11 protein-coding genes are annotated in these 11,375 nt (G+C 71.5%); all 11 read left to right on the top strand.

Annotated elements, in window-relative coordinates:
* A partial coding sequence (locus FF041_RS02360) for a DUF5941 domain-containing protein (RefSeq protein WP_228387990.1) occupies positions 1 to 341 on the top strand: 341 nt, incomplete at its 5' end.
* Positions 338 to 1,090 carry a phosphocholine cytidylyltransferase family protein gene (locus FF041_RS02355; protein ID WP_153520800.1) on the top strand — a complete coding sequence of 251 codons (753 nt, stop codon included), beginning with the start codon at positions 338 to 340 and terminating at the stop codon, positions 1,088 to 1,090. The genes FF041_RS02360 and FF041_RS02355, both read left to right, overlap by 4 nt.
* Positions 1,078 to 2,139, top strand: a complete 1,062-nt coding sequence (locus FF041_RS02350; RefSeq protein WP_323371389.1) for an iron-containing alcohol dehydrogenase family protein — start codon at positions 1,078 to 1,080, stop codon at positions 2,137 to 2,139. Before FF041_RS02355 ends, FF041_RS02350 begins: the two co-directional genes overlap by 13 nt.
* Complete coding sequence (locus tag FF041_RS02345; protein WP_153482393.1) at positions 2,117 to 2,896, top strand: CDP-alcohol phosphatidyltransferase family protein; 780 nt, start codon at positions 2,117 to 2,119, stop codon at positions 2,894 to 2,896. Before FF041_RS02350 ends, FF041_RS02345 begins: the two co-directional genes overlap by 23 nt.
* Positions 2,897 to 2,931: 35 nt before the next feature.
* Positions 2,932 to 3,777 carry a glycosyltransferase family 2 protein gene (locus FF041_RS02340; RefSeq protein WP_153520803.1) on the top strand — a complete coding sequence of 282 codons (846 nt, stop codon included), beginning with the start codon at positions 2,932 to 2,934 and terminating at the stop codon, positions 3,775 to 3,777.
* A 100-nt stretch (positions 3,778 to 3,877) separates the two neighbouring features.
* Positions 3,878 to 4,807 carry an ABC transporter permease gene (locus tag FF041_RS02335; protein WP_323391006.1) on the top strand — a complete coding sequence of 310 codons (930 nt, stop codon included), beginning with the start codon at positions 3,878 to 3,880 and terminating at the stop codon, positions 4,805 to 4,807.
* On the top strand, positions 4,800 to 5,585 hold the full coding sequence (locus tag FF041_RS02330) for an ABC transporter ATP-binding protein (protein WP_323371392.1): 786 nt from the start codon (positions 4,800 to 4,802) through the stop codon (positions 5,583 to 5,585). The genes FF041_RS02335 and FF041_RS02330 overlap by 8 nt, the downstream gene beginning before the upstream one ends.
* 461 nt (positions 5,586 to 6,046) lie before the next feature.
* Positions 6,047 to 7,048 carry a squalene synthase HpnC gene (hpnC, locus tag FF041_RS02325; RefSeq protein WP_153520799.1) on the top strand — a complete coding sequence of 334 codons (1,002 nt, stop codon included), beginning with the start codon at positions 6,047 to 6,049 and terminating at the stop codon, positions 7,046 to 7,048.
* A 26-nt stretch (positions 7,049 to 7,074) separates the two neighbouring features.
* Positions 7,075 to 7,995: a presqualene diphosphate synthase HpnD gene (gene hpnD, locus FF041_RS02320; RefSeq protein WP_407698095.1), complete on the top strand. Its 921-nt coding sequence runs from the start codon at positions 7,075 to 7,077 to the stop codon at positions 7,993 to 7,995.
* 568 nt (positions 7,996 to 8,563) lie between these two features.
* Positions 8,564 to 9,949 (top strand): hydroxysqualene dehydroxylase HpnE, encoded by a 1,386-nt coding sequence (gene hpnE, locus FF041_RS02315; RefSeq protein WP_153520797.1) that lies wholly within the window; start codon positions 8,564 to 8,566, stop codon positions 9,947 to 9,949.
* A gap of 38 nt (positions 9,950 to 9,987) precedes the next feature.
* Complete coding sequence (locus tag FF041_RS02310) at positions 9,988 to 11,055, top strand: polyprenyl synthetase family protein (RefSeq protein WP_407698096.1); 1,068 nt, start codon at positions 9,988 to 9,990, stop codon at positions 11,053 to 11,055.
* Positions 11,056 to 11,375: the final 320 nt, after the last annotated feature.

Genomic DNA, 11,375 nt, shown 5'->3' with positions numbered 1-11,375 from the left:
ACAGCGCGATCCTGGCGCTCGCCGCCCGCGCGGACGTACCCGGGGCGCTGCCCGCGGCCTTCGGCCTGGTGTCCGCGGTCGCCTACCATCACTACGACACGGTCTACCGCATCCGGGGCGGCACGGGCGCGCCCCCGCACTGGCTGGTGCGGGCGATCGGCGGACACGAGGGCCGGATCCTGGCCGTCGCGCTGCTGGCCGCCCTGCTCCCCGCCGCCGGCTTCCCGATCGCGCTGACGGCCCTGGCCGCGGTCATCGCCCTCGTGGTGCTGGTGGAGAGCGTCCGCTTCTGGGTGTCCTCCGGGGCGCCCGCCGTACACGACGAAGGAGAAACCGCATGATCGGCCTCGTACTGGCCGCCGGTGCCGGACGGCGTCTTCGCCCCTACACCGACACGCTGCCGAAGGCCCTCGTGCCGGTAGGCCCCGAGCAGGACGGCACTGCCAAGACCGTCCTCGATCTCACCCTCGCCAACTTCGCCGAGATCGGACTCACCGAGGCCGCCGTCGTCGTCGGCTACCGCAAGGAGGCCGTCTACGAGCGCCAGGCCGATCTTGAGGCCCGCTACGGCCTCAAGCTCACCCTGGTCGAGAACGACAAGGCCGAGGAGTGGAACAACGCCTACTCCCTGTGGTGCGCCCGTGAGGTGCTGAAGCAGGGCGTCATCCTCGCCAACGGCGACACCGTCCACCCCGTCTCCGTCGAGCGCACGCTGCTGGCCGCCCGGGGCGAGGGCCGGAAGATCATCCTCGCTCTCGACGCGGTGAAGCACCTCGCCGACGAGGAGATGAAGGTGATCACCGAGGACGGCCGCGGAGTGCGCCGGATCACCAAGCTGATGGACCCGGCCACCGCGACCGGCGAGTACATCGGCGTCACCCTGATCGAGCCCGAGGCCGCCGTCCCGCTGGCGGACGCGCTGAAGGCCACCTTCGAGCGCGACCCCGACCTCTACTACGAGGACGGCTACCAGGAGCTGGTCGACCGGGGCTTCACCGTGGACGTGGCCCCCATCGGGGACGTCAGCTGGGTGGAGATCGACAATCACGACGACCTCGCGAAGGGCCGTGAGATCGCGTGCCAGTACTGACCCGGCTGATCCCGTCGCCGGTCGTCGTCGACATCCGGTCGGGAGCGCTGGACGATCTGGCCGGCCTCCTGGCCGACCAGCGGGTCTCCGCCTCCGGCAAGCTGGCCGTCGCGATCAGCGGCGGCTCGGGCCGGGCGCTGCGCGAGAAGCTCTCGCCGCTGCTGCCCGGCGCGGACTGGTTCGAGGTCGCGGACGGCACCATCGACTCCGCCGTCCGGCTCGCCGACGCCATCCGGGGCCAGCGCTACGACGCCGTGGTCGGCCTCGGCGGCGGCAAGATCATCGATGTCACGAAGTACGCGGCGGCCCGCGTCGGCCTGCCGATGGTCTCGGTCGCCACCAATCTGGCGCACGACGGCATCTGCTCCCCGGTCGCCACGCTCGACAACGACAACGGCCGGGGCTCCTACGGCGTCCCCTCGCCCATCGCCATGGTCATCGACCTCGATGTGATCCGCGACGCCCCGGCCCGCTTCATCCGCTCCGGCATCGGCGACACCGTCTCCAATCTCTCCGCGATCGCCGACTGGGAGCTCTCCCACCAGGTCAACGGCGAGCCCGTCGACGGACTCGCCGCCGCCATGGCGCGTACGGCGGGGGAGTCCGTGCTGCGCCACCCCGCCGGGATCGGCGACGACGAGTTCCTCATCGTGCTCGCCGAGGCCCTGGTCCTCACCGGCATCGCCATGTCGATCAGCGGGGACACCCGCCCGTCCTCCGGCGCCTGCCATGAGATCAGCCACGCCTTCGACCTGCTGTATCCGCAGCGCGCCGCCAGCCACGGCGAACAGGTCGGCATGGGCGCGGCCTTCGCGATGCATCTGCGCGGAGCCCCCGAGCAGGCGGGGCTCTTCGCCGATGTGCTGCGCCGACACCAGCTGCCCGTGCTGCCCGCCGAAATCGGTTTCTCCACCGACGAGTTCGTCAAGGCCGTGGAGTACGCGCCGCAGACCCGGCCGGGCCGTTTCACCATCCTTGAGCACCTCGACCTCACCACCGACCAGATCAGGGACGCGTACGCCGACTATGCCAAGACCATCCGTAGCTGAGCTCCGCCCGGTCGTTCACCCGGAGGGAGTGAAGGACCGGCGCAGCGGTGAGCACTGGGCCGGGCGCCTGTACATGCGCGAGATCTCGCTGCATGTCGACCCGTACCTGGTGAACACCAGAATCACGCCGAACCAGCTGACCTACCTCATGATCGTGGTGGGCATAATCGGCGGCGCGGCCCTGCTGATCCCCGGGCTGACCGGTGCGATCCTCGCGGCGGTGCTGTTCCAGATCTATCTGCTGCTGGACTGCGTGGACGGCGAGGTCGCCCGCTGGCGCGGCCAGACCTCCATCACCGGGGTCTATCTCGACCGGGTCGGCCACTATCTCTGCGAGGCGGCCCTCCTGATCGGCTTCGGCGTCCGGGGCGCGGACGCCTTCGGCGACGGGCGTCCCGAGTGGCTGTGGGCCTTCCTCGGGACCATCGCCGCCCTCGGCGCGATTCTGATCAAGGCCGAGACCGATCTGGTCGACGTCGCCCGCCAGCGCAGCGGACTGCCCGCCGTCAAGGACGAGGCGTCCGTGCCCCGCTCCTCCGGTCTGGCGCTCGCCCGCCGCGCCGCCGCCGCGCTCAAGTTCCACCGGCTCGTCGGCGGCATCGAGGCCAGCCTCTTCATCCTGGCGATGGCCGTCCTCGACCTGGTCCAGGGCGATCTGTTCTTCACCCGGCTCGGCATCGCGGTGCTCGCCGGCATCGCCGTCGTCCAGACCCTGCTGCACCTGGTGTCGATCCTGGCCTCCAGCAGGCTCAAGTGACAGCCGGAGTCACGCTGGGCGCGGTGATCATCACCATGGGCGACCGCCCCGATGATCTGCGCGCCCTGCTGGACTCGGTGACCGGGCAGGACGGCGACCGGGTCGACGTGGTCGTCGTCGGCAACGGCACCCCGGTCACCGGAGTGCCCGAAGGGGTGCGCACCGTCGAGCTGCCCGAGAATCTGGGCATCCCCGGCGGGCGCAACGCGGGCATCGAGGCATTCGGGCCCGCGGGCTCCGGGGTGGACGCCCTGCTCTTCCTGGACGACGACGGACGGCTGCCCGACCCCGGCACCGCCGAGCTGGTGCGCCGGGCGTTCGCGGACGATCCGGAGCTCGGCATCCTCTCCTTCCGGATCGCCGACCCGGACACCGGCCGCACCCAGCGCCGCCATGTCCCCCGGCTGCGCGCCTCCGACCCGATGCGCTCATCGCGGGTGACCACCTTCCTCGGCGGCGCCAGCGCCGTACGGACCAGGGTGATCTCCGAGGTCGGTCCGCTGCCGGGCGAGTTCTTCTACGCCCACGAGGAGACCGATCTCGCCTGGCGGGCGCTGGACGCGGGCTGGATGATCGACTACCGCTCGGACCTGGTGCTGTTCCACCCCACGACGGCGCCCTCCCGGCACGCGGTCTACCACCGGATGGTCGCCCGCAACCGGGTCTGGCTGGCCCGCCGCAATCTGCCCGCGCCGCTGGTTCCGCTCTATCTGGGCGTCTGGACGGTGCTGACCCTCGTCCGCCGTCCCCCGGCGTCCGCGCTGAGGGCCTGGCTGGGCGGATTCCGGGAGGGGTGGCGGAGCCCGTGCGGCCCCCGCCGGCCCATGAAGTGGCGTACTGTGTGGCGGCTCACCCGACTGGGCCGCCCTCCCGTGATCTGACAAGCTTGGGTCCCAGAGCTCCGGGCGCACTCCGGACGTCCGCCGACGACCGGAGCCGCGCCCCCACTGCCGCGCATCTCGAAGACGAAAGTTTCCTCTTGTGAGTGACACAACCCATGACGGTGCGGTCGCGATGACCGCACGGCCATCGGCCGACGACGCTCTGTCCCCGTCGCAGCTCGCCGCCAAGTACGGACTGTCGGTCAGCGGCGCCCGGCCGGGACTGATCGACTACATGCGTCAGCTCTGGGGCCGGCGCCACTTCATTCTGGCCTTCTCGCAGGCCAAGCTGACGGCCCAGTACAGCAAGGCCAAGCTCGGCCAGCTGTGGCAGGTGGTCACCCCGCTGCTCAACGCGCTGGTCTACTACCTGATCTTCGGACTGATGCTGGGGACGAAGAAGGGCATCCCGGACGATGTCTTCGTGCCCTTCCTGGTGACGGGTGTCTTCGTCTTCACCTTCACCCAGAGCTCGGTGATGGCCGGCGTCCGGGCGATCTCGGGCAATCTGGGGCTGGTGCGGGCGCTGCACTTCCCGCGGGCGTCCCTCCCCATCTCCTTCGCGCTCCAGCAGCTCCAGCAGCTGCTGTTCTCGATGGTCGTCCTGGTGCTGATCGTGGTGGGCTTCGGCAGCTATCCCTCGCTCTCCTGGCTGCTGGTCATCCCGGCGCTGGCGCTCCAGTTCGTCTTCAACACCGGGCTGGCGCTGATCATGGCGAGGATGGGCAGCAAGACGCCCGACCTCGCCCAGCTGATGCCCTTCGTCATGCGGACCTGGATGTACGCGTCCGGTGTGATGTTCTCCATCCCGATCATGCTCAAGGACAAACCGTCCTGGATCGCCGATGTGCTCCAGTACAACCCCGCCGCCGTCTATATGGACCTGATCCGTTTCGCGATGATCGACGGCTACAGCTCCTCGAATCTGCCGGAGCATGTCTGGGCGCTGGCGGTGGGCTGGGCGCTGCTGCTCGGCGTCTTCGGTTTCGTGTACTTCTGGAAGGCTGAAGAACGGTACGGCCGTGGCTGACAACAACACTGAACGAGTCCCCACCGTCATCGCGGACGATGTGCACATCGTCTACCGGGTGCACGGCGCCGGCGGCGGCAGAGGCAGCGCCACCGCCGCGCTGAGCCGGATCCTGCGCGGCAAGAAGGACAAGCAGCAGCGGGGCGTGCGCGAGGTGCACGCCGTGCGCGGCGTCTCCTTCACCGCCTACCGGGGCGAGGCCATCGGGCTGATCGGCACCAACGGCTCCGGCAAGTCGACGCTGCTGCGCGCCATAGCCGGACTGCTGCCCACCGAGCGCGGCCATGTCTACACCGAGGGCCAGCCCTCGCTGCTGGGCGTCAACGCCGCGCTGATGGGCGATCTGACCGGTGAGCGCAATGTCATTCTCGGCGGGCTGGCCATGGGCATGTCGCGCGAGCAGATCCGCGACCGCTATCAGTCCATCGTCGACTTCTCCGGGATCAACGAGAAGGGCGACTTCATCACCCTGCCGATGCGCACCTACTCCTCGGGCATGGGCGCGCGGCTGCGGTTCTCCATCGCCGCGGCCAAGAACCATGACGTGCTGATGATCGACGAGGCGCTGGCCACCGGCGACCGCAAGTTCCAGATCCGCTCCGAGCGCCGTATCCGGGAGCTGCGCAAGGAGGCGGGCACCGTCTTCCTGGTCAGTCACCGCAACAAGTCGATCAGGGACACCTGCGACCGGGTGCTCTGGCTGGAGAAGGGCGAGCTCCTGATGGACGGCCCCACCGAAGAGGTGCTCAAGGAGTACGAGAAGGAAACCGGCAAGTAGCCGCCGGCGCGACAGCCAGGAGACCGGAGCGCGGCCCGGTCCTCGTCAAGGCCCCCGCTGAGACATCCGGGCGGGGGCCTTACCGCGTCCTGTCACACGACGGCGGCATACCGCCCCCGCGACCGCGTGGACCCGGCCCCGGAACGTCCTGGCTCAGGCCAAGACCGGGGCCCTGAGGGAAGGTTGGCCGCACGTGCGGCGTACAAGCGAGGACCGCGATGCCCGGGCACAGTGCCTGGAATCGCGCAACGTAAGCTGGAGCGGTACCGAATCGCGGCAAGTGCGGCGATACGTCCCAGGGGACCGGCCCGGCGTATGGACGCCATGCAGTCGGTACGACCGGCGGCGTGTCCGAAATGGGCTGTATTGGGTCAGCAGTGTAGAACGGGAGATATGACGGCAATGATCAAAAATCTCCAGCCCCGCGAGGCTTTCGCCGTCCCTGCACCTGGCAGCTGCGTATGACCGGAACCCCGTCCACGCGCACGGAGACCCCGGCGGGCCCCGACACGCGAGGCATTCCTGACACGCGAGGCGCCCTCGACGCGCGCGGCATCCCCGACACGCGCGGCACCCTCGACAAGGCCGCAGCCGAGAACTTTCCCGTGGCCCCCTTCTTCCTGCCGCGCGCCTGGCGCGACGACCTCATGGCCCTCTACGGCTACGCACGGCTCGTGGACGACATCGGCGACGGCGATCTCGCACCCGGCGGAGCCGACGCCCGGCTGCTGGGCGTCGGCTCCGCCGGGTGCGACGCCGACGACCGGCTGCTGCTCCTCGACGCCTTCGAGGCCGATCTGCGGCGGGTCTTCGCCCCCGCCGGGAGCGGCGAGGACGGCCCCCGCCACCCGCTGCTGCGCGCGCTCCAGCCGACCGTGCGCGCCCGCTCCCTCACCATCGACCCCTTCCTGGGGCTGATCGAGGCGAACCGCCGGGACCAGTCGGTGCGGCGCTATGAGAGCTACGACGAACTCGTGGCCTACTGCGAGCTGTCCGCCAACCCGGTCGGCAACCTGGTCCTCCAGGTCACCGGGACCCTGACCCCCGAGCGGCTGCGCCGCTCCGACGCGATCTGCACCGCGCTCCAGATCATCGAGCACCTCCAGGACGTGTCCGAGGACCTCGCCGCCGACCGGATCTATCTGCCCGCCGAGGACCTGCGGCGCTTCCATGTCGATGAGACCGATCTCGCTGCCCCGAACGGGAACGCCTCCGTCCGCGCCCTCGTTGCCTATCAGGCGGACCGTGCCCGTCGTCTCCTGGACGAGGGCGCACCGCTGGTGAGCAGCGTCCACGGCAGACTGCGGCTGCTGCTCGCCGGATTCGTCGGCGGGGGCCGTGCCGCCCTCGCGGCGATCGCGGCAGCCGGGCACGATGTGCTGCCCGGTCCGCCCAGACCCGCCAGAGCACGGCTGATCCGTGAAGTGGGAGCCGTCCTGCGAGATGCGCGTAGAGAGAGGTGAGCCGGACCATGGAGCAACCGGGCCCTATGCCGGCGCCGGTGCAGGCCGCGTACAGCTACTGCGAAGCCGTCACCGGACAGCAGGCGCGTAATTTCGCGTACGGCATCAGGCTGCTGCCGCCCGACAAGCGGCAGGCGATGTCCGCTCTGTACGCGCTTTCGCGGCGGGTGGACGACATCGGCGACGGCGATCTCGCGCCGGACGCCAAGCGGGAGCGGCTGGAGGCCACCCGGCGGCTGCTGGAGCGCGTCCGCCGGGGTGCCGTGGCCGAGGACGACACCGATCCGGTCGCCGTCGCCCTCGCGGACACGGCGCGGCGCTTCCCGATTCCGCTCGGCGGACTCGACGAGCTGATCGACGGCGTGCTCATGGACGTACGCGGCGAGACCTATGAGACCTGGGACGACCTCAAGGCGTACTGCCGGTGTGTCGCCGGGGCCATCGGACGGCTCTCGCTCGGCGTCTTCGGCACCCAGCGGGGGGCGCGCGGCACCGAGCGCGCCGGTGAGTACGCCGACACCCTGGGGCTCGCCCTCCAACTCACCAACATCCTCCGGGACGTCCGCGAGGACGCGGGCAACGGGCGCACCTATCTGCCCTCCGACGATCTGGCCAAATTCGGCTGCTCCGCGGGCTTTCACACCGTGACCCCGCCGCCGGGCTCCGACTTCACCGGCCTGATCCACTTCGAAGTGCGGCGTGCCCGCGCCCTCTTCGCGGAGGGCTACCGGCTGCTGCCCATGCTCGACCGGCGGAGCGGGGCGTGCGTCGCGGCCATGGCCGGGATCTATCGCAGGCTGCTCGACCGGATCGAACGCGACCCGGAGGCGGTGCTGCGGGGCCGGGTGTCGCTGCCCGGCCATGAGAAGGCCTATGTCGCGGTCCGCGGTCTGTCGGGTCTGGACACCCGGCATATCGGCAGACAGAGCCTCAGGGGGCGGGTGTGATGCGCCGGACGACGAGCGGATACGGCTCTGAGGCGGCTCGGGCGCTGAGCGGGTACGGCTCTGAGGCGGTTCGGCCGCTGAGCGGATGCGGTCTTCAGGCGGCCCGGACGACGAGCGGGGCCCGCCGGCCCGGGCCCGTCGTCCCGTCGCGCGCGGCCTCGCCCGGACCGTACGCACTCAGGCGCCCGGCCCGGGCGGGTACGGGGGAGCGGCCCCGGGCCGTCGCCTGGCGCGTCCACGGCGTCCACGGCGTCCACGGCGTCCACGGTGGACACGGCGGACACGGCGGACAGCGCGGCGCACCGCCGGGCGCCGCCGCCCGGCTCCCCGGCCACCCGGCCGGACCGGGCCCGTACGCGGCCGGATGGCCGGACCATGACGGCCGTCCGGCGGATGCGCGTACCCCGGTGAACCACCGGAGGGCCCCGATCCGTGCAACCGGCGACGGCCTCCACCAGCCCCCGGCGCACCGGATGGACAGGACTCCCGGGGCGCACCGGACGGACAGGACTCCGCGAGCGGGATCGCCCCGCGCGTACCGCGTCACCACGGCCCGAGGGGAGATCGCATGACGGACGACGGCATCCGGTCCCGGCACGCCGTGGTGATCGGCGGCGGTCTCGCCGGGGTCACCACCGCCCTTCAGCTCGCCGAGGCGGGCGTGGGCGTCACCCTGCTGGAGGGCCGGCCCCGCCTCGGCGGCCTCGCCTTCTCCTTCCAGCGCGGCGATCTCACCGTCGACAACGGCCAGCATGTGTATCTGCGCTGCTGCACCGCCTACCGCTGGTTCCTGGAGCGGATCGGCGGCGCCCATCTCGCTCCCGTCCAGGAGCGGTTGGACGTCCCCGTCCTCGACCCCGGCCGGGCGCGCGGAGCACGGCTGGGACGGCTGCGCCGTACCGCGCTGCCCGTGCCGCTGCACCTCGCCGCCAGCCTCGCCACCTATCCGCATCTCTCCCTCGCCGAGCGCGCGAGCGTCGGCCGGGCCGCTCTCGCGCTCGGCAGGCTCGACCCCGCCGACCCGGCGCTCGACGGCATCGACTTCGCCACCTGGCTCGGCCGCCACGGCCAGTCCGCCCGCACCATCGAGGCCCTGTGGGACCTCGTCGGCGTGGCGACCCTGAACGCGACCGCCGAGAACGCCTCGATGGGGCTGGCCGCCATGGTCTTCAAGACCGGGCTGCTCTCCGAGCCCGGCGCCGCCGACATCGGCTGGGCCCGGGTGCCTCTCGGCGAGCTCCACGACACCCTCGCCCGGGAAGCCCTGGACGCCGCCGGGGTACGCGTCCGGACCTCCGCCCGGGTCCGCGGCGTCAGTCGCGCGGACGGGGACCGCTGGAGCGTCGAGACGGACGCCGACACCCTGGACGCCGACACCGTCGTCCTCGCCGTCGCCCAGCGCGAGGCCCACGCCCTGCTCCCGGAGGGCTCCCTCGCCGACCCCGACCGGCTGCTCGACATCGGCACCGCGCCCATTCTGAACATCCATGTCCGCTACGACCGCACGGTGCTGCGCCGCCCCTTCTTCACGGCGCTCGGCAGCCCCGTCCAGTGGGTGTTCGACCGCACGGAGGCGTCCGGGCTGAAGGACGGCCAGTATCTGGCGCTGTCCCAGTCCGCGGCCCAGCATGAGATCGACGCGCCCGTGGCCGAGCTGCGGGCGCGGTATCTGCCCGAGCTGGAGCGGCTGCTGCCGCCCGCGCGGGACGCCCGGGTCGTCGATTTCTTCGTCACCCGGGAGCGCACCGCGACCTTCGCGCCCGCTCCCGGCGTCGGCCGACTGCGCCCCGGTGCGCACACCCGGGCGCCCGGGCTGTACCTTGCGGGCGCGTGGACCGCCACCGGCTGGCCCGCGACCATGGAAGGCGCCGTACGCAGCGGATTCACCGCCGCGGGCGCCGCACTCCGTGCTCTCGGCCGCCCCCACGCACATCCGCTCAAGGAGGCGGCGTGAGCCTGAGTACCGGAACAAGAGGAGAGACCGTGCCGACTGTGCCTTCGGCGAACCCGGCTGTCGACACCACAGCGGGCGTGGACATCGCCGCGCTGCTGGAGCGCGGACGGGCCCTGTCGACACCGGTGCTGCGCGCCGCCGTCGATCGGCTCGCAGCACCCATGGACACCGTCGCCGCCTACCACTTCGGCTGGATCGACGCCCAGGGGCGGCCCGCCGACGGCGACGGCGGCAAGGCCGTCCGCCCCGCGCTCGCCCTGCTGTCCGCGGAGGTCGTGGGGGCCCGCCCCGAGGTCGGCGTCCCCGGCGCGGTCGCGGTGGAGCTGGTGCACAACTTCTCGCTGCTGCACGACGATCTGATGGACGGCGACGAGCAGCGACGCCACCGCGACACCGTCTGGAAGGTGCACGGCCCCGCCCAGGCGATCCTGGTGGGGGACGCTCTCTTCGCCCTCGCCAATGAGCTGCTGCTGGAGCTCGGCACCGTGGAGGCGGGGCGGGCCACCCGCAGACTGACCGCCGCGACGCGCGGGCTCATCGACGGCCAGGCCCAGGACATCTCCTTCGAGCACCGCGAGCGGGTCACCGTCGAGGAGTGCCTGGAGATGGAGGGCAACAAGACCGGCGCGCTGCTGGCCTGCGCCGTCTCCATCGGCGCGGTGCTCGGCGGCGCCGACGACCGTACGGCCGACACCCTGGAGGCGTACGGCTACCACCTCGGTCTCGCCTTCCAGGCGGTCGACGATCTGCTCGGCATCTGGGGCGACCCGGTCGCCACCGGCAAACAGACCTGGAGCGATCTGCGTCAGCGCAAGAAGTCGCTGCCGGTCGTGGCCGCCCTCGCCGAGGGCGGAGCGGCCTCCCGACAGCTGGGGGAGCTGCTCGCGGCCGACGCCAAGAGCACTGAGTTCGCCAGCTTCTCGGAAGAGGAGTTCGCCGTCCGCGCGGCCCTGATCGAGGAGGCGGGCGGCCGGGAGTGGACCTCTCAGGAGGCCCGTCGCCAGCATGCCGTGGCCATCGAGGCCCTGGACGGCATCGAGATGCCGGACCTGGTCCGGGCGCAGCTCGTGGCGCTGGCGGATTTCGTGGTCGTGCGCAAGAAGTGACCCTCCGTGCGGTGGTGCGGACGGGCTGTGCCGGGAGCCGACCGGCGATCCGATCGGGGAGTGACACGGAGATGAACACGGCCGGCAGGACGATCACGGCAGGAGAGGTGACGCACGCACCGGCGATGACGCCGTTCGCTTCCTCCATATGAATCGCTGTCGCCGGCCGGTGACCGGGTGACCGGGAGCCGGCCGACGCGTACCCCAGTACAGCAGAGCTCTGCGCACCACTGCACGGTAAGGGGAAGCCATGACAGCGACGACGGACGGAAGCGGCGGGTCCACGGGGGCCCGCACGGCTGCCGCGGGTGATACGGAGG

This window comes from Streptomyces jumonjinensis (genome assembly GCF_009600885.1).
In the GTDB taxonomy this organism is placed as follows: domain Bacteria; phylum Actinomycetota; class Actinomycetes; order Streptomycetales; family Streptomycetaceae; genus Streptomyces; species Streptomyces jumonjinensis.
Note: the sequence above shows the minus strand (reverse complement) of the source record. Positions and strands in the feature narration are given on the sequence as shown.

What these genes read in the sequence shown, in the direction of transcription:
- FF041_RS02355 (WP_153520800.1), top strand. Translation starts at nt 338, where the DNA reads ATGATCGGCCTCGTACTGGCCGCCGGTGCCGGACGGCGTCTTCGCCCC.
- hpnD (WP_407698095.1), top strand. Translation starts at nt 7,075, where the DNA reads ATGCCGGCGCCGGTGCAGGCCGCGTACAGCTACTGCGAAGCCGTCACC.
- hpnE (WP_153520797.1), top strand. Translation starts at nt 8,564, where the DNA reads ATGACGGACGACGGCATCCGGTCCCGGCACGCCGTGGTGATCGGCGGC.
- FF041_RS02340 (WP_153520803.1), top strand. Translation starts at nt 2,932, where the DNA reads ATGGGCGACCGCCCCGATGATCTGCGCGCCCTGCTGGACTCGGTGACC.
- hpnC (WP_153520799.1), top strand. Translation starts at nt 6,047, where the DNA reads ATGACCGGAACCCCGTCCACGCGCACGGAGACCCCGGCGGGCCCCGAC.
- FF041_RS02345 (WP_153482393.1), top strand. Translation starts at nt 2,117, where the DNA reads ATGCCAAGACCATCCGTAGCTGAGCTCCGCCCGGTCGTTCACCCGGAG.